This window comes from Paenibacillus sp. 2TAB26, from assembly GCF_052115145.1.
In the GTDB taxonomy this organism is placed as follows: domain Bacteria; phylum Bacillota; class Bacilli; order Paenibacillales; family Paenibacillaceae; genus Pristimantibacillus.
The window spans coordinates 1-23450 of the sequence record NZ_JBFRGC010000031.1 but is presented as its reverse complement, the minus strand read 5'-3'; the positions used below and the strand labels follow the sequence as shown (position 1 = coordinate 23450).

The 23450-nt window shown below is 45.9% G+C and carries 22 protein-coding genes, 1 rRNA gene and 1 other RNA gene; 23 read left to right on the top strand and 1 reads right to left on the bottom strand.

Features of this window, described 5'->3' with window-relative positions:
- The first annotated feature begins 68 nt into the window (after positions 1-68).
- The 7 genes from AB4Z50_RS28830 to argS all read left to right on the top strand — a co-directional run bounded on the left by AB4Z50_RS28830 (position 69) and on the right by argS (position 8433).
- Positions 69-1112, top strand: coding sequence for a LacI family DNA-binding transcriptional regulator (locus tag AB4Z50_RS28830; protein ID WP_441884786.1), 1044 nt, complete (start codon positions 69-71; stop codon positions 1110-1112).
- A 242-nt stretch (positions 1113-1354) separates the two neighbouring features.
- Positions 1355-2182: a polyamine aminopropyltransferase gene (gene speE / locus AB4Z50_RS28825; protein WP_054025894.1), complete on the top strand. Its 828-nt coding sequence runs from the start codon at positions 1355-1357 to the stop codon at positions 2180-2182.
- Between the two features lie 38 nt (positions 2183-2220).
- Entirely contained in the window at positions 2221-3090 is an 870-nt protein-coding gene (speB, locus tag AB4Z50_RS28820; protein ID WP_076271583.1) for an agmatinase, read from the top strand.
- Between the two features lie 196 nt (positions 3091-3286).
- Positions 3287-5536: a bifunctional 2',3'-cyclic-nucleotide 2'-phosphodiesterase/3'-nucleotidase gene (locus AB4Z50_RS28815; RefSeq protein WP_441884783.1), complete on the top strand. Its 2250-nt coding sequence runs from the start codon at positions 3287-3289 to the stop codon at positions 5534-5536.
- Positions 5537-5694: 158 nt separating this feature from the next.
- Positions 5695-6204 carry a DNA-deoxyinosine glycosylase gene (locus tag AB4Z50_RS28810; RefSeq protein WP_076271584.1) on the top strand — a complete coding sequence of 170 codons (510 nt, stop codon included), beginning with the start codon at positions 5695-5697 and terminating at the stop codon, positions 6202-6204.
- A 79-nt stretch (positions 6205-6283) separates the two neighbouring features.
- Positions 6284-6754 carry a DUF1934 domain-containing protein gene (locus AB4Z50_RS28805; protein WP_441884781.1) on the top strand — a complete coding sequence of 157 codons (471 nt, stop codon included), beginning with the start codon at positions 6284-6286 and terminating at the stop codon, positions 6752-6754.
- Entirely contained in the window at positions 6754-8433 is a 1680-nt protein-coding gene (argS, locus tag AB4Z50_RS28800) for an arginine--tRNA ligase (protein ID WP_441884779.1), read from the top strand. The genes AB4Z50_RS28805 and argS overlap by 1 nt, the downstream gene beginning before the upstream one ends.
- 29 nt (positions 8434-8462) lie before the next feature.
- Here argS and AB4Z50_RS28795 read toward each other — a convergent pair whose 3' ends face one another.
- Complete coding sequence (locus AB4Z50_RS28795; protein ID WP_339205988.1) at positions 8463-9599, bottom strand: S8 family peptidase; 1137 nt, start codon at positions 9597-9599, stop codon at positions 8463-8465.
- Between the two features lie 460 nt (positions 9600-10059).
- On the opposite strand from AB4Z50_RS28795, the gene rpoE reads away from it, so the two are divergent.
- The 16 genes from rpoE to AB4Z50_RS28715 form a co-directional block, all read left to right on the top strand.
- The gene (rpoE, locus tag AB4Z50_RS28790; RefSeq protein WP_076271588.1) at positions 10060-10632 is read left to right on the top strand and encodes a DNA-directed RNA polymerase subunit delta; all 573 of its coding nucleotides are present in this window, start codon (positions 10060-10062) and stop codon (positions 10630-10632) included.
- 490 nt (positions 10633-11122) lie between these two features.
- Complete coding sequence (locus AB4Z50_RS28785) at positions 11123-12724, top strand: CTP synthase (protein ID WP_441884776.1); 1602 nt, start codon at positions 11123-11125, stop codon at positions 12722-12724.
- 156 nt (positions 12725-12880) lie between these two features.
- Positions 12881-13279 (top strand): response regulator, encoded by a 399-nt coding sequence (locus tag AB4Z50_RS28780; RefSeq protein WP_076271590.1) that lies wholly within the window; start codon positions 12881-12883, stop codon positions 13277-13279.
- Between the two features lie 198 nt (positions 13280-13477).
- The gene (locus AB4Z50_RS28775) at positions 13478-13690 is read left to right on the top strand and encodes a class II fructose-bisphosphate aldolase (RefSeq protein WP_441884774.1); all 213 of its coding nucleotides are present in this window, start codon (positions 13478-13480) and stop codon (positions 13688-13690) included.
- A 307-nt stretch (positions 13691-13997) separates the two neighbouring features.
- Positions 13998-15260 carry a UDP-N-acetylglucosamine 1-carboxyvinyltransferase gene (locus tag AB4Z50_RS28770; protein ID WP_076271592.1) on the top strand — a complete coding sequence of 421 codons (1263 nt, stop codon included), beginning with the start codon at positions 13998-14000 and terminating at the stop codon, positions 15258-15260.
- Positions 15261-15383: 123 nt separating this feature from the next.
- The gene (gene rho / locus AB4Z50_RS28765; RefSeq protein WP_339205993.1) at positions 15384-16718 is read left to right on the top strand and encodes a transcription termination factor Rho; all 1335 of its coding nucleotides are present in this window, start codon (positions 15384-15386) and stop codon (positions 16716-16718) included.
- Positions 16719-16739: 21 nt separating this feature from the next.
- The gene (locus AB4Z50_RS28760; protein ID WP_441884771.1) at positions 16740-17993 is read left to right on the top strand and encodes a radical SAM protein; all 1254 of its coding nucleotides are present in this window, start codon (positions 16740-16742) and stop codon (positions 17991-17993) included.
- 144 nt (positions 17994-18137) lie between these two features.
- On the top strand, positions 18138-18335 hold the full coding sequence (gene rpmE, locus AB4Z50_RS28755; RefSeq protein WP_076271595.1) for a 50S ribosomal protein L31: 198 nt from the start codon (positions 18138-18140) through the stop codon (positions 18333-18335).
- A gap of 83 nt (positions 18336-18418) precedes the next feature.
- The gene (locus AB4Z50_RS28750) at positions 18419-18847 is read left to right on the top strand and encodes a hypothetical protein (protein WP_441884769.1); all 429 of its coding nucleotides are present in this window, start codon (positions 18419-18421) and stop codon (positions 18845-18847) included.
- Between the two features lie 67 nt (positions 18848-18914).
- An RNA gene (gene ffs, locus AB4Z50_RS28745) (signal recognition particle sRNA large type) lies at positions 18915-19183 on the top strand.
- Between the two features lie 323 nt (positions 19184-19506).
- Positions 19507-21297: a DNA polymerase III subunit gamma/tau gene (dnaX, locus tag AB4Z50_RS28740; RefSeq protein WP_441884767.1), complete on the top strand. Its 1791-nt coding sequence runs from the start codon at positions 19507-19509 to the stop codon at positions 21295-21297.
- A gap of 24 nt (positions 21298-21321) precedes the next feature.
- Positions 21322-21633, top strand: a complete 312-nt coding sequence (locus AB4Z50_RS28735) for a YbaB/EbfC family nucleoid-associated protein (RefSeq protein WP_054025909.1) — start codon at positions 21322-21324, stop codon at positions 21631-21633.
- Between the two features lie 136 nt (positions 21634-21769).
- Positions 21770-22369: a recombination mediator RecR gene (gene recR, locus AB4Z50_RS28730; RefSeq protein ID WP_441884765.1), complete on the top strand. Its 600-nt coding sequence runs from the start codon at positions 21770-21772 to the stop codon at positions 22367-22369.
- A 161-nt stretch (positions 22370-22530) separates the two neighbouring features.
- On the top strand, positions 22531-22779 hold the full coding sequence (locus AB4Z50_RS28725) for a DUF2508 family protein (RefSeq protein WP_441884763.1): 249 nt from the start codon (positions 22531-22533) through the stop codon (positions 22777-22779).
- Complete coding sequence (locus tag AB4Z50_RS28720; protein WP_076271600.1) at positions 22776-23039, top strand: pro-sigmaK processing inhibitor BofA family protein; 264 nt, start codon at positions 22776-22778, stop codon at positions 23037-23039. Before AB4Z50_RS28725 ends, AB4Z50_RS28720 begins: the two co-directional genes overlap by 4 nt.
- Positions 23040-23327: 288 nt before the next feature.
- Positions 23328-23450: ribosomal RNA gene (locus AB4Z50_RS28715) — 16S ribosomal RNA — on the top strand; the annotation flags it as partial.

Below are 23450 nucleotides of genomic sequence, written 5' to 3'. Positions count from 1 at the left end.
TATACTATGATAAAACGTTTAACTCAAGGAGCCGGATGGGCTTTGAGACGAAAGAGAGCGATAAGAGGATGAAAAATGAAGTAAGCATCGTAGACGTTGCCAAGGTGGCTGGTGTATCGATTGCGACGGTATCTAATGTTATTAACGGCAAGGGAAGGGTATCGGGCACGACGAAAGAAAATATCGAGCGGGTAATTATCGAGCTTGGCTACACGCCAAATCTGCCTGCTAGAAATCTAAAGACTCGGCGTACGCATCTTGTTGGTCTCGTCGTACCGATGATGCAGCCTGGGAGGCTGCAGGACAACCCTTTTTATTGGGACCTGCTTACAGGTGTAGAAGAAGGGGCTCGTGATCGCCAATTTCATATTATTTTATCGGGTATTGATGAGAGCACAGAAACATTCACATTCGCCAAGGAGCGTCGATTGGATGGGTTAATCGTGATGGGGACGAATGAGGGCTCGCAGGCAGTTGATCGTATTGTAAACTTAGGCATGCCTGCCGTCTTTATTGATAGCTACTTGAAGCGGGAGGATCTATATCAAGTTAATTTAGAGGACAGAAAAGGAAGCTATCGCGCGATTCGTTATTTAATCGACCAAGGACATCAACGAATTGCGCTTTTAATTGGAGATATTCCGCTTGAGAGCATCACATATTACGGTGTTTTGCATGAGCGTTGGTTAGGCTACAAGGATGCGCTGGCAGAAGCGGGTATTCCATACGATCAAGCCTTAATGATCAGGCTCCCGACATCGCTTGATGGTGGCTATCGCGCTGCGGATCAGCTCATCAAGCTTGCGGACGTGACGGCGATCTTCTCGTTTTCGGATGTAAGTGCGATGGGCTTGCTTAAACGGCTGCGAGAACTAGGCAAAAAGGTGCCGGAGGACTATTCGGTAATCGGCTTTGACAATTTGTCCATCTCTAGCTTTACTTCGCCTGCGCTAACGACCGTCTCTCAAAATATTTTGGAGAAAGGACAGGAAGCGATCCGCATGCTGCTCGATCAGATTGATGGCAACCCTGTTCAGGAGAGGTGCAAGGCTTTGCCGGTAGAGCTGATCATTCGTGAAACGACAGGCTGCGTGAAGCTGGCAAATGGTTGAGAAGGACAGTATACAAAAGAACAGGTATGACCTTTTCAAGATGAATAAAGGTTGTCCCATGTTATGTGGGACAGCCTTTGTTGTGAAACAGCATCTACATATCGTACGGAAAATCAGGATATTATACTTAATAAAATCTTTGAAAAACGTTAATGCACGGATTGTCTAGAGTACTTGTAGTGATTTAATAATTTTACTATAATACAGGTTGAACGATTGAAGGAAAGAAGGGATTTAACACCATGGAATTGTGGTATACGGAAAAACAAACAGATAGCTTCGGCATAACGGCGAAGATCACTAAGACTTACGTTAATGAACAAACAGATTTTCAACAGCTTGATATGATCGAAACGGAAGAGTTTGGAACGATGCTTGTTCTCGACGGTATGGTTATGACCACGGTTAAGGATGAGTTCGTTTACCACGAAATGGTTGCGCATCCTGTACTTTTTACGCATCCGAATCCGGAGTACGTGCTTGTTGTTGGCGGCGGAGACGGCGGCGTTATTCGTGAAGTAATGAAACATCCGAAGGTGAAGAAGGCAGTTCTTGTCGACATCGACGGTAAAGTAATCGAGTACTCCAAAAAATACTTGCCATCCATCGCTGGCGAGCTCGACAACCCGCGTGTTGAAGTGCTTGTAAACGACGGCTTTATGCATATTCATGATCATAAAAACACCTATGACGTTATTATGGTTGATTCCACTGAACCGGTTGGCCCTGCGGCAAACCTATTTACGAAGGGCTTCTACCAAGGCATCTACGAAGCATTGAAAGAAGACGGTATCTTCGTTGCTCAAACGGACAACCCTTGGTTTAAAGCGGACCTGATCCAAAGCGTAAACAAAGACGTGAAGGAAGTATTCCCGATCGTTCGTGTATATGGCGCCAACATTCCTACTTACCCAAGCGGTCTGTGGACGTTCACAATGGGCAGCAAAAAACACGATCCTCTTGCTGTTGATGAGACAGCAATTCCAGAAATTGATACAAAATATTACACGCCTCGTCTTCACAAAGCAGCATTCGTGCTTCCTAAATTTGTTGAAGATCTTGTGAAGTAACAAGCGGCTACGCTTCAGGAAAGAGAGGGACATACCTCATGAAATTGGATCAAAAATATTCAGGCAATGTCTTCATTTTGAGCTCTGACAACTACGAAGCTTCCAAAGCGGTTATCTACGGCATGCCGATGGATTTCACGGTTAGCTTCCGTCCAGGCTCCCGTTTCGGCCCTCCTCGCATTCGCGAAGTGTCGATTGGACTTGAAGAATACAGCCCTTACCTAGATCGCAGCCTCGAGGACATTGAATATTTCGATGCTGGTGATTTGCTGCTTCCTTTCGGAAACGCAGCGCGCAGTCTGGAAATCATCGGCGAATTCGTTCGTGGTGTGCTAGACGACGGTAAAATTCCTGTTGGTCTCGGCGGCGAACATCTTGTTTCTTGGCCGATCTTCCAAGAGGTGTACAAAAAGTACCCTGATCTTGCGATCATTCACTTCGACGCTCACGCTGATTTGCGCGAGTCGTATGAAGGCGAGCCATTGTCTCACTCTACGCCGCTACGCAAAGCAGCTGGTCTTATGGGTGGACAGAACATTTACCAGTTCGGTATTCGTTCAGGATCGCGCGAAGAGTGGCAATATGCACGCGAGAACATCAACTTCCATCCGTTCGAGGTTTTGGAGCCGCTTAAGAAGGTGCTTCCTGAGCTCGAAGGACGTCCGGTTTATTTAACGATCGACATCGATGTGCTTGATCCATCTGCAGCACCAGGTACAGGTACAGCGGAAGCGGGCGGCATTACGTCGAAGGAGCTTATTGAATCCGTTCATGCCATTGCACGTTCCGGCGTGAACATCGTGGGCTTCGATCTCGTTGAGGTTGCGCCAGCTTATGATCCGACGGAGCAAACGCAAATTGTTGCGGCGAAGGTTATTCGCGAGATGCTTCTAGGCTTTTTGAAATAGTCATTAAATAGAGTGAAGGCTTCACTGCCAGCGGTCATTTATCCGCGTGGCGTGAAGCCTTTTTTTTTATTGTAAAAGGGTACTTTGGATTAACAAAATAAATAAATGACAATTCAGAATATTTAAATTAATATATTGTAGGAAAACATTATTTCATCTTGTGCTTGCAGCAGAGCATCTTATTAATAGAAAGAGAATGAAGGAGGCGTTTTTGTTGGTTAACAAATCGGTGTGGAAGGGTGCTTTAGCTGCTGCTATTACCGTTAGTCTAGGGGCTATGCCGTTCACGGCAATGGCTGATGCGGGTGCAGGGAATACAGTGCAACTGCGAATTATGGAAACGTCGGACCTGCACGTGAACATGATGAACTATGACTATTTTGCGGACAAGCCTACTGATGAATATGGGTTCGCGAAGACGGCAACGCTCATCAAGAAAGCGCGGGAGGAAGCTCCGAACAGTCTATTATTTGATAATGGCGATTTGATTCAAGGAAATCCCCTAGGTGATTATGTCGCTACGGTTGATAAGCTGAAGCAGGGCGAGACGCATCCGGTGTACAAAGCTATGAATTTGCTTAACTACGATGCAGGCAACTTAGGCAATCATGAATTCAATTATGGCTTATCGTTTCTGGACACCTCGCTCGCGGGCGCAGACTTTCCTTATGTAAATGCAAACATTTATAAAGTAGATGGAGACAAGGATGAGACGAATGATGTTAATTTGTTTAAGCCTTATCTCATTATTGATAAAGAGGTAACAGACAGCAAGGGCGCGAAGCATAAGCTGAAAGTAGGCGTGATTGGATTTGTGCCTCCGCAAATTACAACATGGGACAAAGCTCATCTAGAAGGCAAGGTTATCGTTAAGGATGTTGTCAAAACGGCAGAAAAGTTTGTACCGGAAATGAAAGCGAAGGGAGCGGATATCATTGTTGCGATTCCGCACTCGGGCTTTGAAGATATCCCGCAATCAGAGCTCATGGAAAATTCGGTGCTTTATTTAAGCAAAGTTGCTGGCATTAATGCGATTTTGTTCGGACATGCGCATAAAGTATTCCCTGACAAATCGTTTGAAGGAAAAACGGGTGTCGATCTCGCCAAAGGAACGATTAACGGAGTGCCTGCGGTTGAACCGGGCTTCTGGGGAAATAATCTTGGGATTATTGATTTAACACTGGAGAACAAGGATGGGAAATGGGCCGTTGTCGATTCCAAAAGCACGGTTAAGCCTATCTTTGATGCGGTAAATAAGGTACCTCTTGTAGAAGCTGACAAAGCTGTTGTCGATGCGGTGAAAGAGGATCATGAGCATACGCTGGCGTATGTGCGAGGGCCTGTCGGCAAGACGACAGCGTCAATCAACAGCTGGTTTGCTCTTGTTCAAGATGATCCATCCATTCAAATCGTTACGAATGCACAAAAATGGTATGTAGAGAAGCAGCTGCAGGGAACGGAATATGAGGGGCTTCCTGTTCTTTCGGCAGGAGCACCGTTTAAGGCTGGCGGCCGCCAAGGACCGAACTATTATACCAATATTCAGGCGGGCGATATTGCAATCAAGAATGTTGCCGATTTGTATTTGTACTCGAATACTGTGAATGCTGTACTCGTCACAGGAGCGGAGATTAAAGAATGGCTCGAGTGGTCAGCTGGTCAATTCAAGCAGATCGATGCAGCGAGCACAGAGAAGCAAGAGCTGATCAATTATGATTTTCCAACGTACAACTTCGATGTCATTGACGGTGTGACCTATCAGATCGATGTTGCACAACCGACGAAGTATGAAGCTGGCGGCGCGCTCAAGAACGAAAGCGCAAAGCGGATCGTTAATTTGCAGTTTGAAGGAAAACCAATTAAGGCGGATCAGAAATTCGTTGTTGCAACGAACAACTACCGTGCATCTTCCAGCAAATTCGCTAACCCGGACGGCAAACGTATTATTCTTGCGTCCCCGGATGAGAACCGCCAGGTTGTCATTGACTACATTCGCTCCTTCAAGACGATTGATCCGGCAGCGGATCGCAACTGGTCGCTAGCGGCAATTAATGACACCGTGAACGTGACAATCAAGACATCACCGGAAGCAAAGAGTGCAGCGGAAGCGAATAAGTTGACTTCCTACACGGGTGATACAGCTGATGGCTATGCAGAGTTTAAGCTTAATCTAAGTGCGAAGTCAGTAGTGTTGCCGGTAGAACCAACAAAACCGACAACACCAACAACACCGACGAAGCCGACAGAGCCAGCTAAACCTGAGAAGCCAACGACTTCTGTTCCAACGACTCCTCAAGCTTCGGTTTATACGGTTAAAGCAGGGGACACTCTCTATGCAATAGCTTTGGAGCACGGAACGACGTGGCAGAAATTAGCCAGCTACAATAAGCTAAAGAACCCGAATAGAATCTATCCGGGTCAAAGCATAAAGATTCCGGCCAAATAATCGATTCGCATTGATAAAAAGACGTTTTCCGCGTAATCTTAGCGGGAAGCGTCTTTTTCTAATACAAACAGAGAATGCGATCGTATGATCAAGGCTAGAATGGGCTTATAATAAGACGTTATTGCTGCTTTTAAAAATAGATTAGGGGGCTATACGACATGCGCATTTATTCGTTTCCGCCTGTTATCGATGAGCGATCACGCGTGCTGATTCTTGGGACAGCACCAAGTGTAAAATCGCTTGAGCATAAGCAATTTTATGGACACCCGCAAAACTTTATGTGGAAAATTATATATCGTTTATTTAATGAGTCAGACCCAGACCCTGTATATGACAACCGTCTCGCATTCTTAAAGGAGCATCGCTTAGCGTTATGGGATGTTATCGAATCTTGCGAGCGCGAAGGCAGCTTGGATGTGAACATACGTGGAATCGTACCGCAGAAGCTGCCGGAGCTTGTAGCCAAATACCCAGAGCTGCGCTGCTTTGCATTTAACGGAAGCAAGGCATACGATACCTTTCAGAAATTTTATAAAGGGCATGAAAGCTTTCGAAGCATCACGTTACTCAAGCTGCCTTCCTCCAGTCCGATTCCAACTCCGCGTATGCGAACGCTCGAGGATCGTGTGGAGGCATGGCGTGAAATCGTACCGTTTGCAACAAGTTAACCGGGCTCTAGCGTTGAAATTCGGAGCCTACCTGTATATAGTAGTTACATAAGATTAGACTGATAACAGGAGCAAGATGATGGCAGACAGCAGGAAAGTGCGAATTACATTGGAGAGTGTGCAGGATGGAAGCTCGCATACTCATGCTTACAAAGGGGATTGGTTCCGCAAGGAGAAATCCATATTTATCCGCTACATCGAGCCGGCAGTGGAAGGCGATACAGAAGCTGGTGAAATACGGACGCTTATTCGATTCCGGCCGGAAGAAATGTCAGTTGTGCGGCGCGGCGCTATAGAATCGGAGCAGCTTTTTGTTCCTGGTCATAGGAGAGCTGGCAGCTATCAATCACAAATGACATCTTTATCGCTTGAAGCAGAAACGCTGCGGCTGCGGCTTCATGCGCCGGGTGAAGATGGTGTAATGAAAGCGATGGACACATTGCCCGATCAGCTGCCTTTTACACTTGAATGGGAGTATGAATTGTACGTTGGTGATCAAATGTCGGGTCGGTTTCATATCCGGCTCCATATACAGGAGGAACAAAATTAATGAATGCAAATGTATTAGAGAAGATGTATGAACAAGTCAAAGCAGCGATCGCTGATGCAGCGGTAGCGGCTGGTTTGGCAGCGCGGGAAGAGCTTCCAGCGTTTGTGCTCGAAGTTCCTAAGGATAAATCGCACGGTGATTTGGCAACAAATGCAGCGATGCAGCTGACGAAGCTGGCGAAGAAAAATCCTCGTCAAATCGCTGAGGCGATTATTGCGCATTTGGATACGAAGCAAGCTTCTATTCAAGCAGCGGAAATTGCAGGCCCGGGCTTTATTAACTTCCGTATGGATAACAGCTATCTCTATCCGGTTGTGGCTGCAGCGCTTGAAGCGGGAGAAAACTACGGACGTACTTCGGATGGTTCCGGCAAAAGTGTACAGGTAGAATTCGTGAGCGCGAATCCTACGGGCAGCCTGCATCTTGGACATGCTCGCGGTGCCGCAGTTGGCGATGCATTGTGCAATGTACTTGATTATGCGGGATATGATGTTACGCGCGAATATTATATTAATGATGCGGGCAAGCAGGTGGAGAACCTAGCTGTATCCATCGAAGCTCGTTACCGTCAAGCGCTTGGTCAAGCGGCGGAAATGCCGGAGGATGGTTATTATGGCGAGGACATTATTGGTTTTGCAAAACTTCTTGTCGAGCAAGAAGGCGATAAGCTGCTGGAATTGCCTGATCAAGAACGTTTTACGTTTTTCCGCCAGTTTGGCCTTGAGCGGGAGCTTGATAAAATTAAACGCGATCTCGGAAGATTCCGCGTCGGTTTTGACGTTTGGTACAGTGAAACAGCATTATACGAGAGCGGACAAGTGGAGCAAGGTCTTGCAACGCTGAAGGCGACAGGGCATGTCTATGAAGAAGAAGGAGCGACATGGCTGTCTACCATGACTTTTGGTGACGACAAAAACCGCGTGCTCGTGAAAAATGACGGCTCATATACCTATTTGACACCGGATATCGCCTATCATATGGATAAATACGGACGCGGCTTCGATCAGATGATCAACATTTGGGGTGCCGATCACCATGGCTACATTCCGCGTGTGAAAGCAGCGATGGAGGCACTAGGCAACGATCCGAAGAAACTGACCGTGTTAATTGCACAGATGGTCAGCTTGTTCCAGAACGGCGAGAAAATGAAAATGTCGAAGCGTACGGGCAAAGCAGTTACTATGCAGGATCTGATGGATGAAGTGGGCATCGATGCGATTCGTTACTTCTTCTCCATGCGGAGCATGGATTCGCATCTTGATTTCGATATGGATTTGGCGATCTCTACTTCAAATGAGAACCCTGTGTTCTATGTTCAATATGCGCACGCTCGGATTTGCAGTATTTTCAGACAAGCGGAGGAACAAGGCATTGTTCTTAAATCCACGGACACTATCGATTTCAGCAAGCTGACTGCCGAGGGCGAGTTCGATCTTCTTCGTAAAGTTGGTGAGCTGCCGCAGGAGATCTCTGAGGCTGCAGCACAATATGCGCCTCATCGTCTTATTCGTTATGTATACGAGCTGGCTTCCCAGTTCCACAGCTATTATAGAGCGGAGCGCGTCATCACAGAAGATGCTGAGCAATCGCAAGCACGCTTAGCCTTGCTTGGAGCCGTACGTATCGCTATTGCGAACGTGCTGCGTTTGGTCGGTGTTTCTGCTCCAGAACGCATGTAAGCTTTGTTTCATAAAAATAAACCGTGGACTCATACCTTATCCACGGTTTGCATCATACGCATCACGTCAAGCTCGCCGATCGTTCGGCGGGCTTTACTGCCTCTAAGGGGCTGAACGGATCGTTTAATAATTGTCTTGATCTCGGTAGGCGTAAGTCCCGGCTTATGTGCGAGCAGAAGCGCGATTGCTCCGCTGACATGCGAGGTGGCCATGGAGGTTCCACTCATTTCATTGTATTTGCCGCGCAGCCATGCGGATACGATTTTGTCGCCAGGCGCGTAAACGTCAATATAGGAGCCTCGATTGCTGAAAGGTGCAACGCGGCGGAGTTTATTCGTTGCGCCAACAGCAATCGTTTGAGGGTAGCGTGCCGGATAATCAACGGAACGGCGCTTCCCGTCATTGCCGGAGGAAGCAACGATAATGACGCCTGCATTGTGAGCATTAATGACAGCTCCAAGCAGCGCTTTGCTTTTTGTCTTCATACCGAAGCTCATGTTGATGACGTTCATGCGATTGCGGATACACCATTCAATACCGAGAATAATGTCGGATACGAAGGCGCTCCCATTATGGTCAAAAGCTTTGACAGGCGAGATTAACGCCCGCGGGGCTACGCCAATCATGCCCTGTAATTGATTTGCTGCGGCGATGGTACCTGCAATATGTGTACCATGACCGTTATCATCATGAGGGAGCATGCTGCGATTGAGAAGGTTGATGCCCCTAGAAAGTGATTGGCGAAGATCTGGATGGCTGAAGTCAGCTCCTGTATCGATGACGCCGACCTTGACCCGGTGACCGGTTGTCGTGCTCCAAGCCAGCGGGGCTTTAATCTGGTTTACACCCCAGGGGATGCCCTTATCTACAATAATCGACTTTTGTGGAGAAGAATGCACGCTGATTTTACAATCTTTCTCAATCCAAACACGCCCGGCGAATCGCTCTAATGATTCCTCGGCCGGCAATGTGCAGGCTATTCCAAGAATGCTGGGCATTTGTCTAATACTTTTTTGCGGTAAAGATGATGAAGTGACTTTAGGCAATTGCTGTAGGAAGTATCGGTAGTCGCTCGCACGCTGAAAGCGAATGATACGCTTAACAGTCGTTGTGTCCGTGCGAGCCATCGTATCCTGCAACATACGGATAAAAGCGACGGTGTCCAAACTTGGCTTCCCCTCCCGACGGACCATGCTGAACTATTGTATGAACGAGCGCTCTATAACGCATGAGCAACTTGCCTTTTTTCACATAATTAGGCTGAAAACCGTGTCAAAAATCGACTGGGGACATACGATGAACAAAGAGTTCTCAGGGGCTCTTACGACCAAGGTGCGTTGCCTCGTGTCATGGCCGGATGGATACAGTCAAAGCGGAAGGACTATCCTTTCGCTTTTTGCATAGAAGTCCAAGCTATACTGCAGCAGCGTGGTCCGCTTGCTTTTTTGCAGGAAATAGGTTTTACTATACTGTGACTAGCGTAAACGACGGGTGCGAGCCTCTGGCAGTTACCGATCGTTTTGCGATTAAATGTGAGCGGTGTATAAGAGAATAACGTACACGATCCTTGCATTTTATAGGTAAGAACGAGTACATAAATTGAATGGCAAGAGAGGATGTGTCCATATGAGCAGCAGCAATTTCACGTTAAAGCTGGATCCTGAACGTATGAAGGAAATGCCTATGGTCGATTTGGCCTTTGAAGTGCTGAAAGCGGCTAATACGCCTTACTACTATCGCGATCTAATGATGGAGATCGCTAAAATACGCGGTCTTTCCGCAGACGGAATCAACCAGTTCATCGCCCAAGTGTATACAGAAATCAACATTGATGGACGTTTCGCTTGCGTTGGCAGCAACATGTGGGGACTGAAACGCTGGTATCCAGTTGAGCGTTCTGAAGATCCTGTAGGTAATGCGAAGCGTACGCGTATCATTAACGATGATGATGATCTCGAAGATGATGATGTATTCGCGGACGAAGAAGAGGATACTTACGCAGAGGCTGAAGAAGACTACGATGTATTCGACGAGGACCGCGAGGACTTCGAAGAGGCAGAAGAGGAAGCTGAAGTCGATGAGGAAGTTGGAATCGACGACGAGGAGCTGGACGAGGAAGAAGTCGACGGTGAACTCGATGCGGATGATGATGAGTCGGATGATGAGGAATTTGAAGACGACGACGAGTCTGACAAGTAAATGTTTGCTGAAAGTATAAGGCGGTTTAAGCACCCAGCTTATCCTCCTTCTTATACTTTTCTGCGGTACGAGCTCTGCTCTATACAGATGGCTTAGTCGTTTGAACTGGCGTGAGGAATATCCAGTCAGTTTCGCTTGACAGTTGCTAGGAGCGCAGAGTAAACTATCTCATGGGCTTAAGATTCGGTTAACAAATAACGCATACAAGCGCAAACGACTCGTTTTCGTCTTTTGACGAGAAGGTCAAGTTTCGCGGTGAAATAGAAGTAGAGCATAACGCATTGCTGATGCTTGCTTGTATTTTTATATATGCCAAAAAAGGAAAAGTGCCCCGTTGCTACGGGTGTCACTTTTTTTGTTTGTGAGGGATGGGTCTGTAGGATGCATTCCCACAAATTGGATGGATAGGCGGAGTGTATCCGCATCCATGTTTATCGAGTAAATGGGCAAACCTAAACATTAACCATAGGGCTTGGAGGGTATCATCACAGTGACCAAATATATTTTTGTAACCGGCGGCGTAGTGTCGTCCTTGGGCAAAGGGATAACAGCAGCCTCGCTTGGCCGATTGCTGAAGAACAGGGGCCTCAAAGTAACGATTCAGAAGTTTGATCCATACATCAACGTCGACCCAGGAACGATGAGTCCATATCAGCACGGAGAAGTATTCGTTACCGATGATGGTGCAGAAACAGATTTGGATCTTGGTCACTATGAACGGTTTATTGACATTAACTTGTCGAAGAACAACAATGTGACGTCCGGCAAAATCTATTCCAACGTAATTACCAAAGAGCGCCGCGGCGACTACTTGGGTGGAACTGTTCAGGTAATCCCGCATATTACGAACGAAATTAAAGACCGTGTATTCCGTGCGGGCAAAGAAGCGGGTTCTGATGTTGTTATTACAGAAATCGGCGGTACGGTTGGTGATATCGAAAGCTTGCCTTTCCTTGAAGCTATTCGTCAAATCAAAAGCGATATCGGGCGCGACAATGTAATGTACATCCATGTAACGCTTATTCCTTACATCAAAGCGGCAGGTGAAGTGAAAACAAAACCGACGCAGCATAGTGTTAAGGAATTGCGCAGCATCGGTATTCAACCGAACGTAATCGTATGCCGTACAGAGCATCCGCTTGCTGAAGATTTGAAACGTAAAATTGGCTTGTTCTGTGATATCGATGCGAATGCAGTCGTGGAATGCCGCGATGCGTCCACTTTGTATGAAGTGCCATTGATGCTTCGTGAGGAAGGCCTCGACGAGATCGTTGTTAATCATCTGAAGCTTAAGACAGAACAGCCGGATATGCGCGAATGGGAAAGCCTTGTTCAGCGTGTAAAGTCGCTTCATAAGAAGACGGAAATTGCAATTGTTGGTAAATATGTCTCGTTGCATGATGCGTACCTCAGTATTGTAGAGTCGCTTGAGCATGCGGGTATTGCTTCCGATTCAGAAGTGAAAATTCGTTGGCTGCATGCAGATGAGCTTACGGAAGAGAATGTCGAGCAGCAGCTTAGAGGCGTTAATGGTATTCTTGTGCCAGGCGGCTTTGGCGATCGCGGTATTGAAGGTAAAATTTCAGCGATTAAATATGCTCGTGAAAACAAAATTCCGTTCTTCGGCATTTGCCTTGGCATGCAGGTAGCTGTCATTGAGTATGCTCGCAATGTGGCGGGACTAGCTGGTGCGAATAGCTCTGAAATTAATTCATCCACTCCATATCCGGTTATTGATTTGCTGCCGGATCAGAAGGATGTTGAAGATATGGGTGGCACGATGCGTCTTGGTCTCTACCCTTGTAAACTTAAGCCAGGCACGCTTGCTGAGCGTGAATATGGCGAYGAGCTCGTTTATGAGCGTCACCGTCACCGGTATGAATTTAACAATGAGTACCGTGAAGCGATTGAATCTGTTGGTCTTACTATTTCTGGAACTTCCCCAGACGGCCGTCTTGTTGAGGTTGTGGAAATGGCTGATCATCCTTGGTTCTTGGCTGTTCAATTCCACCCGGAATTCAAGTCTAGACCGAACCGTCCGCAGCCATTATTCCGCGGATTTGTACAAGCAGCGCTTAACCATTCTGAGTAATATATTGCATTTTTGATCAATGGCAGATTCTTTAACAACAACAGATAAGTTTTTCTCTTAACGAGAAGGATTATATACCCACTTTAGCGAATATATTAACGATTATGGAAGAGTTGGCCATTTTCTGGGTAAACTCATTTGCGGGGGGATTTGGAGTTGGATAAGAAGAAAGTGTTGATCGTTGATGATCAGAACGGTATTCGCGTATTGCTTATGGAAGTTTTCAGCAGCGAGGGCTATAATACGTTCCAAGCGTCTAATGGCAAGCTGGCTTTGGAAATCGTCAAGAACGATGCTCCTGATCTTGTTCTGTTGGATATGAAAATTCCCGGCATGGATGGTCTGGAAATTTTAAAGCATGTGAAAGCTATCGACCGAAACATTAAAGTCATCATGATGACCGCATATGGTGAATTGGATATGATTAAAGAAGCGACGGATCTCGGGGCATTAATGCACTTTACGAAACCTTTCGACATCGATGAGATGCGAATTGCGGTTAATATGCAGCTGCGAGGCGGCAACTCCACAAGTCGTTTTGCAATAGGCTCCTAATTTAGCAAATAAACGGCATCGTCTCTTACTTGAAGGCGATGCCGTTTTTTTCATTTATTGGCAATAGCAAAACAAGCTTTACTATTCCAAGGCTCATTATGTTATAATGTCTCAGAATGACAAGTCGGACCGAGCTGGAGGAAGAAAGATAACATTTACGAGGAAGACATCGATCTTGTTAGTTCCTATGAATGAATTTTGCCAGGCGCTTATAGCAAGCGAGAAACAGTAGTCCAGTTCAACACAGACATCAGGGTAATTACACAAACGATTGTTGAAGCTGCTAAGGAAGAAAAATCACCGTTTATTTGTAAGGTCAGCGAAAGCACCTTGAAATATATGGGCATTCAATTCACTGCTGCAATGGCGTGTGCCGGGGCCAAAAAAAATCTAGTCTTCCAATCGATTTGATTTTGATCATGATATTAATTTCAGTTGCAGTATACCATTGAGAGAAACATGTTGCTTTTACAAATACAATTCCAAGAAAACAAATAGCTAACGCTGATTCATTGGAACTACGCCAATACATGACAGCTGTGCGAATTGAGAAGCTGGCTGTTACTAACAAAAATCCGTTTGTTCGGAAGTAACAACTAAGTGTAATAACAGGAGCAAAGGAATAAACCGCCTCATAACGGCAAGTGGGTTTAACACTCGCTTGCTTTGGCGGTTTTTCCTTTATTCTCTTCCAATCTACGGGAGGAACTATAATTAGATGGAGAAATTGATGATACGCGGTGGACGGCCGCTTCGCGGTACCGTTCAAATCAGCGGAGCCAAGAACAGCGCGGTGGCTCTTGTACCTGCTGCTATTTTAGCAGAATCAGAAGTTGTGTTGGATAATTTGCCTATTATAAGTGATGTAGCTGTATACAGTGAAATTTTGCAGGAGCTTGGTGCTGTCGTAAAGCGTGACGGCGATATGATGCGCATTGATCCTTCCGCGCTTGTCTCCAAACCGATGCCAAACGGCAAAGTGAAATTGCTGCGTGCATCCTATTATTTGATGGGGGCAATGCTTGGTAGATTTGGTGAAGCGACAATCGGAATGCCAGGGGGCTGCAACTTTGAGCCTAGACCTATCGATCAGCATATTAAAGGGTTTGAAGCACTAGGTGCCACGGTAACTAATGATCATGGATCTATTCGAATTCATGCTGAGCAATTACGAGGTGCAAAGATTTACCTTGACGTTTCAAGTGTTGGAGCAACGATTAATATCATGCTAGCTGCCTCGCGGGCCAAAGGAATAACGATTATTGAAAATGCGGCAAAAGAGCCTGAAATTATAGATGTAGCTACTCTCCTTAATGCCATGGGCGCAAAAATCAAAGGTGCCGGGACTGAGACGATTCGTATTGAAGGCGTCGATCAGATGCATGGCTGCCGCCATTCCATTATTCCCGATCGAATTCAAGCCGGTACGTATATGATTGCAGCTGCAGCAACGCGCGGCGATGTCCTTATTGATAATGTTATTCCGAAACACTTGGAAGCGATGAGCGCTAAGCTTGAAGAGATGGGTGTTCAAGTTATTGAGATGGATGAATCCATCCGAATTATTGGCGGACCTAATTATTCGTCCATTGATGTAAAGGCACTTGTGTACCCTGGTTTCCCTACGGACTTACAATCTCCAATGACAACCTTGCTTACACAAGCGAATGGAGTCAGTATTTTAACTGATTATGTATACGGTACTAGATTTAAGCATGTTCCTGAGCTCACTCGCATGGGAGCGGATATTCGTGTTGAGGGCCGTTCAGCTGTTATTGAAGGCGGCAAGCTGAGTGCTGCAAAAGTTAAGGCTGCTGATTTACGCGCAGGGGCTGCACTTGTTGTCGCTGCTTTAACTGTTGAAGAAGGCGTTACTGAAATTTCGGGCGTCGAATATATTGACCGAGGTTATGATAATCTAGTAGAAAACTTATGCCGCCTGGGTGCGGAAGTATGGCGTGAAACGGAAGCCACTTCATAAGGAATAGGACGATGCAGACGCTGTGGAATAGACGGCGTCTAATTCGGCAATGATGGATAATCAATCCTATGATTTTACTAGATATACAAAATCATAATGAAAATTAAATAAAGTGGTGAGAACATGACAGACCTTCAGATCGCAGATCTAGAAGAGATGAAATTGACCGACCTTTATAAATTGGCGAAGCAATTTCAAGTTCCCTATTACGGAACACTTAAGAAGAAGGAATTAATTTTTGCAATTCTTCGAGCGCAAGCAGAGAAGAGTGGCCTTATGTTCATGGAAGGCGTCCTCGATATTTTGTCAGAAGGCTTCGGATTTTTACGGCCTATTAACTATTTGCCGAGCAAGGAAGATATTTATATTTCAGCATCACAAATTCGCAGATTTGATTTGAGAAGCGGCGATCTTGTTTCAGGTAAATGTCGTCCTCCGAAAGAGAATGAGCGTTATTTTGGTCTATTGCAAGTAAATGCTGTTAACGGCGAAAATCCGGAAACGGCTTCCGAACGATTGCACTTTCCTGCGCTTACTCCTCTTTATCCAGAAAAGAAGCTAGTGCTTGAGACGACACAGTCGAAGCTTTCCACTCGAATGATGGATTTGCTTGCTCCTGTAGGACTTGGCCAACGCGGTCTAATTGTTGCTCCTCCGAAGACAGGTAAAACCTTGCTTCTTAAAGAAATCGCCCACAGCATTTCCGAAAATCGTCCCGATATCAAATTGTTCGTTCTGCTTATTGATGAGCGTCCAGAGGAAGTTACTGATATGCAGCGCTCCGTGAAGGGTGAAGTTATCGCCTCCACATTTGATGAGCTGCCCGAGAACCATATCAAAGTAGCAGAGCTTGTACTTGAGCGAGCGCTTCGTCTTGTTGAGCATAAGAAGGACGTTGTCATCTTGATGGATAGTATCACCCGTCTTGCTAGAGCGTATAACTTGGTTATTCCTCCATCTGGTCGTACGCTTAGCGGCGGTATTGATCCAGCAGCGTTTCACCGTCCAAAACGGTTTTTTGGTTCGGCTCGAAACGTGGAAGAGGGCGGAAGCTTGACTATACTTGCGACTGCGCTGATCGAAACAGGCTCACGTATGGATGACATCATTTATGAAGAATTTAAAGGTACGGGTAATATGGAGCTTCATCTAGACCGTAAACTTTCTGAGCGTCGTATTTTCCCTGCGCTTGATTTGCGCAGATCTGGAACTAGACGTGAGGAAATGCTGCTTACGAAGGAAGAGCTGGAGAAGGTTTGGGCCATCCGCAGAGGAATGACGGATACGCCTGATTATGTAGATAATTTCTTGAAGAAACTTAAAGATAGTGAGAACAACGAACAGTTCCTCATGTCTCTTGATACAACAGTTGAAGCGAAGCCGGAGCGGTCCGGTATAAAGAGCAGTACTACAGCGACCAGCAGGCGTCCTACGCCTAGAACTACGCACGGATCGTAAGACCGCAGGAGGGAGAACAACATGAATCTCGTATATGCGGATAAAAACGGAAATGTATTTGACCATCCCGACTTTATAGCTTTGGGAAGAAGCGGCGATATGATTGTCGAAATTATGGAGGAGGAATTAATTCCGCTTCCTAATGGAGCAACTCTTGTTAGCCTGCCTTTCACTAGACCCATTGGTCTTAATCCGAGCACGGGTGAGATGCAGGCATTGCAAGGCGGAGCTCAAGCAGTCGGCGCCTTGCTTCCGCAAGGATTTACTCGTCTATGCTTGCCGGGGTATGTGAAAGCGGACAAGAACGAGAAGCTGCCATTGTTCGGTTATACAGCTGTCGTATGGAAAGACGGTAACTTTTATGTAACGGCTGAGCAAAGTGACGATCCTGAAAGATGGGATCCGCTTAATTGCGACCGTGGCGAACTAGGTATTCAAGTAGAGCGTATTCTTGCTAAATATCCGGATAATCGTCTTTATAAGCATCTGTCGAACTGTGCTCTAGGTTATGAGTGCTTAACCTCTTCCAACACGTTTCTAGGAAGATGGGAGGGTGCTGTTCCGGTATCGTATTCTTGTAATGCAGGCTGCTTTGGATGTATTTCGGAACAACCAGATGATAGCGGTTTTGTCGCTCCGCAAACTCGGATGAATTTTAAGCCGACTGTTGATGAAATCGTTGAAATTATGATGGAGCACTTGCGCGAGCCGGAATCCATCATTAGCTTCGGTCAAGGCTGTGAAGGCGAACCGTCAACACAAGCAAAAATTATTGTTGAAGCCATGAAGCGCGTGCGCAGTCAAAACTCGCTTGGCTACATTAACATTAATACGAACGCTGGACTAACTGATTTCATGCGAGCGATTGTTGATGCAGGACTTAATCTAATGCGCGTGAGTACGATCAGTGCACTTGATGATCACTATAATGCTTACTATAAGCCTCGCGGCTACAACTTAAAAAATGTTGAGAAGTCATTGAAATATGCTTCTGACAATGGTGTATATACGTCGATCAACTATTTGATTTTCCCAGGGGTCACTGACCGAGAGGAAGAAATAGAAGCGATGATTGGATTCGTTAAGCGAACCGGACTAAAACTCATTCAAATGCGCAACCTGAATATCGATCCTGAAAGCTACTTGGCGATTATTCCAAAGGCACAAGGCGAGATTTACGGGATGAAGCAAATGCTTGAAATTTTCCGTGAAGAGCTGCCGGGTGTAGTTATTGGCTCTTATACACATGTTCCACCAGCCGCATTACGTCGATAAGTACCTACTGAGTAGTAAATTCAGCTAATATTAACCAAATCACTGATTATTCATTGCAACTGCAAATAAGTTCATGCTATAATCCGAGATGTGCGATTTAACTCTGAGTCCGCATGCGATTCAGGGCAGAAAGAGGTGAACGAGATGAAACAAGCTATTCATCCGACATACCACGTCATTACAGCAACTTGCGCTTGTGGAAATTCCTTCGAGACTGGTTCGGTTAAACCGAGTCTTCGCGTAGAGGTTTGTTCCCAATGCCACCCATTCTACACGGGTAAGCAAAAGTTCCTGGATGCTGGCGGCCGCGTCGATCGTTTCAAGAAGAAATACGGTATTTAATCCTACAAATCGTTCCGCCTTTATTTGGCAGAATACAAGAGCCTCCCTCAGCCATCCTATTGGATAGAAGGGAGGTTTTTTGATTGAATAAACAAACATTCGGTTTGAGTAAACGATTAGGTTTATTTCAAGTGGCAGCCTTACTCGCTTGTTTATTTCTGTTAGCCATGACGCTCTCAAGTTGTGGAAATGGGAAAAGCAAGCAAGAAAACAGGCTGAAAACCTATGGTCATGATGGATACATGGGTTATTCCAACAGCAATCCCAATTTACCGAATCGTTATCAGTATCTTAATTATAATGCAGATGGAAAATTCATTGAGCAGGTGTTGAAGCCGATTTCCGGTATCGAGCACACGCAAATTTATTTTAACGGTACCGATCTTCATGTGAATGTAAAAGCAAATAAAGCACTGTCCGACGTTCAAGTCGAAGAGCTCCGAGCAAAGGCACAGTCGGTCGTGCAGTACAATATGCCTCGGTACAAGGTTCATGTAGAAGCCAAAAGGTAGCCTTGGCATTCGTCCAATTTCAACCGCGAGTTGCGCTTTAGGACGGAATCGGCTATACTTATTTTTGCCGTGCTAGATGGGGAGGTAGCGGTGCCCTGTAACTCGCAATCCGCTGTAGCGAGGTTGAATTCCTACTTGAGGTTATACTGATGTAGGGTCTTGGCACTTGCGAGCAGTGTTGACAGTTGGGTCCTCCGCAATGGACGTTTATGAACTTGGTCAGGTCCGGAAGGAAGCAGCCATAAGTAAATTAGTTCATGTGCCGGGGGAGTGCCTGACTCGAGCTGTAGTGCAAGGATGTCGCCTGGGTCGTATTTATCAGGAGTAGGTGCACGGTACTAAAATTTTCTAATATGATTAGCTAATAGCAAAAGTAGCACCTGTGATCGCTGTTCGATGTTTTTGTCGGAATTAGCGAATGCAGGTGTTTTTGTTTATTGCTGTTGTTTTAATAGGGTAAAGTCTTAGCAAAAGAAAGTTTTGCTTGCTACACAGTTGTTGTATAATAGGGGAGTAGCAATGGTTTAAAATATAAGAAAGTATATTATTTTCTAATACTACTCTTATATTTCGCAATGCAAAGCAATTTCAGCGTCCACAGGACCGAAGGTGCTTTTGCTTATTGTAAATGAAAAGGCAACTTGAAAGGAAAGGTCTGCGTGTCACATATCGCTTTATACCGTGCCTGGCGTCCGCAGACGTTTCAGGACATGGTTGGACAACAGCATATTATTCAAACGCTGCAAAATTCTATTCGTGAGCAGCGTGTATCTCATGCTTATCTTTTTAATGGGCCGCGAGGAACCGGGAAGACAAGCGCTGCGAAAATATTAGCCAAAGCGGTGAACTGTGAACGTGGTCCGGCTGAAGAGCCATGTAATGAATGTGATGCTTGCATAGGGATTACCGCGGGACATATTATGGATGTAATTGAGATTGATGCTGCATCTAATCGCGGTATTGATGAAATTCGTGATATTCGTGATAAAGTGCGATATGCACCTTCAGAAGTGCGGTTCAAAGTTTATATTATAGATGAAGTACATATGCTTACGGCCGAGGCATTTAACGCCTTGCTCAAAACATTGGAGGAGCCGCCGGGGCATGTTATCTTTATCTTGGCGACGACCGAACCGCATAAGCTGCCTGCTACGATTATCTCCCGTTGTCAACGGTTTGATTTCAGGCAGGTATCGCTTGAAGAGCAGACGCAGCACTTGCTTAAGATTTGCCGTGAAGAGAGCATACAGGCCGACGAAGATGCGCTTGCTTATATTGCAAGATTGTCGGAAGGCGGAATGCGCGATGCGATCAGCTTGCTGGAGCAGGTTTCTGCTTTTGCAGGTGATCGTATTACTCTCGACGCGGCAGTAGATGTGACAGGCGGCATGGCCGCTGATCATTTCTACCAGCTGGCGGAAGCTGTGAAGGATCGACATGTAGCAGCTGTTATGCCGCTTGTGGAAAGCTTGATGCAAGCCGGAAAAAGTGCGGACAAATGCATGGAAAACTTAATTTATTATTTCCGTGATTTGCTTGTTATGAAGCTTGCTCCGCAGGGAGGCGCAGTAACAGAGAGGATCGTTGATCCTGAACGCTTCAAAATGATGGCCGAGGCCTTCACTCCAGAGCGATTGTTCGCTATGATTGATACGTTGAACCGTTATCAAGTGGAGCTTAAGCATGCCTCGCAGCCTCAAACCTTGTTTGAAGTAGCGCTTATGAAGCTTTGCACATTAAATGACGAGCAATCGTCAGGCGGAGCGGCTTCTGCAAGTACAGCAGCTTCAGCATCAAGCGGCGGACAATCAGCTGAAGTAGGACGTTTGCGTCAGCAGATTGAGGCATTGGAGCGTAAACTAGAGCAAGCGATCCAAAATGGAGTAGGTAGCGGGAACAGCGCTTCTTCGGCTGACAGTGCGGCCAGCAAGCAAGCAGCACGTACTAATGCGGTTCGCAGTTCATTCGGCGGCTCAGGCGGCATAGTACGGTCTTCAGTCAAGCTTGATCCGTACCTGGCAACAGCAGGCAGTCCAGAATTCAATCAGTTCAGAATGAAGTGGAACGATGTGCTGCAGGGTGTGAAGGACGCTAAGATTACGGTCCATGCTTGGCTAAAAGACGGTGAGCCGGTTGCTTCTGCTGACGATGCCATTCTCGTGGCATTCAAGAATACGATGCACCGAGAAACGACCGAGAAGCCGGCCAATCGCGAGATTATTGAGAAAGTCATGCATGATGTGCTCGGCGGTTCATTCCGTATTGTTACGGTTATGTTGAAGGACTGGCAGGCGGCAGCGGCACAAGGCGCTAGTACGCAGAAGAGCGAGACGCTTCAGCTTGAGCCCGAATCTTCTGCTTCACCACAAGCTGCAAGTCGGCCGGTATGGGTGGAAGAGGCCGTCAAACTTTTTGGTGAAGATTTAGTAGTAGTGAAGGATAAAGATTAAATTCTAATGATGAGGTGAATTGTAATGAACAATATGAACCAAATGATGAAGCAAGTGAAGAAGATGCAAGATCAAATGATGAAGGCTCAAGAAGAGTTGGAAACAAAGACGGTTGAAGGAACAGCGGGCGGCGGAGTAGTAACCGTATCTGCGAACGGCCATAAGAAACTTCTTAGCATTACGATTAAACCTGAGGCTGTAGATCCGGAAGATGTCGAAATGCTGCAAGATCTTGTCCTTACAGCTGTTAACGATGCGCTAACTAAAGTGGATGATCTAGCAAATAAGGATATGGGTAAATTCACAGGCGGAATGAAAATTCCAGGATTGTTCTAAGAAGCAGTATTGCTTCTGTTTGAAATAAAGGAAAGTATATTACGTGTATACTTATCTTTTATTTCCCCGTCAAAGCTGCTTCAGTGTCCAGGGGACACCGAAGGCGTTTTTTGCTTGAAAGGAGCTGTACCCAGTTTTGTATTACCCAGAACCGATAGCGAAATTAATTGATGCTTTTACGCGATTACCGGGTATTGGACCCAAAACGGCCGCCCGTCTGGCGTTTCATGTTCTTCGAATGAAGGAAGACGACGTCATTGATTTTGCGAAGGCGCTAGTAAGCGTTAAGCGCAATTTGTTCTATTGCTCGGTTTGCTGCAATATAACCGATACAGATCCATGTAGAATCTGTCAGGATAAATCACGTGACAACTCCATCATATGTGTTGTTCAAGAGTCTAAGGATCTTGTTGCGATTGAGCGTATGAAGGACTTCCAAGGCCATTATCACGTGCTTCAAGGCGCAATTTCGCCTATGGAGGGCATCGGTCCAGACGAAATTCGTATCGCTGAGCTGTTAAGAAGGCTGAGCGACGAACGCGTTCACGAGCTTATACTGGCCACTAACCCGAATATTGAAGGCGAAGCCACAGCAATGTATCTATCCCGGCTGATCAAGCCATTTGGTATCCGAGTTACGCGTATCGCGCATGGCTTGCCTGTTGGCGGTGATCTTGAATATGCGGATGAGGTTACTTTGTCCAAAGCATTAGAAGGTCGAAGAGAAATAAACTAGTCATAATCAATATAGAAAACGGCAGGTCGAGAAATTACTCGATCTGCCGTTTTTGTCGTCTTGATAAGGTGCTCCGTTTAATATCCCGTTCTATTCTAATGTCCAAGCTTATACATATAGTAATGAACATGATGTAGTGAGGACAAGCGGGAGGGATAGATATGAGCAATACAGGCCAACTCGAATTAAAAAAAGGGATGAAACAAATGGATGACATCCGAGCCGAAATCGTTGAGGCACACCGTGAATGGGAAAATGCGAATCGTTTCTTTAATTACGCAGTCGGCAAGGATCAAGTGGATTACGCGATATATTGTATGATCACAGCAGAAAAGCGATATGAGATGCTGCTTCGATTGGCAAAGCGTACTAGCAAGAACTGGCCAGCATGGAGAGGGGTGAGAGTGTGAAGACAATATGGTTATCGATTTTTATTGGATCTTCTCTCCTGTTAGCAGTCGTACTGCTTAAGAACAGGTTATCGTGGGGATGGCTGCGCAGCTTCTCGCTTCATCTTGTTCTGGCGGCTGGTTTGCTGTACTTGTTAAACTATTCAGGTCTTGTTCCAGGGATGTATATCCCGCTGAACCCTATAACGATAGGAACTGTACTTACATTAGGTGTACCTGGAGTAGCCTTAATTGTTGGGCTCCAGTGGGTGGTGGTTTAGCAAATTTAAAAAAAGGTTTAAGGAAAAGGTTGACTCTGTATTCAATTATGTGCTACATTAGTTCTCGCCCCAAGAGTAAGTAAACAAGCTTCGAAAAAAGAATTTAAAAAAAAGCTTGCATTAACTTGGGCGAATGTGATATATTATAAAAGTCGCCGATACGAAACACGCGGTTGACACGAAAGATTGAATTGTTCTTTGAAAACTGAACAACGAGTAATAACTGCCTCGCAAATCCTTCGGGATAAGCGAAAAAGCGATAAAAAAGTAATGAGCATTTCAAACACCAATTTGGAGAGTTTGATCCTGGCTCAGGACGAACGCTGGCGGCGTGCCTAATACATGCAAGTCGAGCGGAGTTGATGAGGTGCTTGCACCTCTGATGCTTAGCGGCGGACGGGTGAGTAACAA

Bases quoted from the DNA above. Each gene is read 5' to 3' on its own strand.
- AB4Z50_RS28735 (WP_054025909.1), top strand. From the start codon at position 21,322: ATGAACAATATGAACCAAATGATGAAGCAAGTGAAGAAGATGCAAGAT.
- AB4Z50_RS28810 (WP_076271584.1), top strand. From the start codon at position 5,695: ATGCGCATTTATTCGTTTCCGCCTGTTATCGATGAGCGATCACGCGTG.
- speE (WP_054025894.1), top strand. From the start codon at position 1,355: ATGGAATTGTGGTATACGGAAAAACAAACAGATAGCTTCGGCATAACG.
- AB4Z50_RS28830 (WP_441884786.1), top strand. From the start codon at position 69: ATGAAAAATGAAGTAAGCATCGTAGACGTTGCCAAGGTGGCTGGTGTA.
- rpoE (WP_076271588.1), top strand. From the start codon at position 10,060: ATGAGCAGCAGCAATTTCACGTTAAAGCTGGATCCTGAACGTATGAAG.
- argS (WP_441884779.1), top strand. From the start codon at position 6,754: ATGAATGCAAATGTATTAGAGAAGATGTATGAACAAGTCAAAGCAGCG.
- AB4Z50_RS28725 (WP_441884763.1), top strand. From the start codon at position 22,531: ATGAGCAATACAGGCCAACTCGAATTAAAAAAAGGGATGAAACAAATG.
- AB4Z50_RS28805 (WP_441884781.1), top strand. From the start codon at position 6,284: ATGGCAGACAGCAGGAAAGTGCGAATTACATTGGAGAGTGTGCAGGAT.
- rpmE (WP_076271595.1), top strand. From the start codon at position 18,138: ATGAAACAAGCTATTCATCCGACATACCACGTCATTACAGCAACTTGC.
- AB4Z50_RS28770 (WP_076271592.1), top strand. From the start codon at position 13,998: ATGGAGAAATTGATGATACGCGGTGGACGGCCGCTTCGCGGTACCGTT.
- AB4Z50_RS28815 (WP_441884783.1), top strand. From the start codon at position 3,287: ATGAAGGAGGCGTTTTTGTTGGTTAACAAATCGGTGTGGAAGGGTGCT.
- rho (WP_339205993.1), top strand. From the start codon at position 15,384: ATGACAGACCTTCAGATCGCAGATCTAGAAGAGATGAAATTGACCGAC.
- speB (WP_076271583.1), top strand. From the start codon at position 2,221: ATGAAATTGGATCAAAAATATTCAGGCAATGTCTTCATTTTGAGCTCT.
- AB4Z50_RS28760 (WP_441884771.1), top strand. From the start codon at position 16,740: ATGAATCTCGTATATGCGGATAAAAACGGAAATGTATTTGACCATCCC.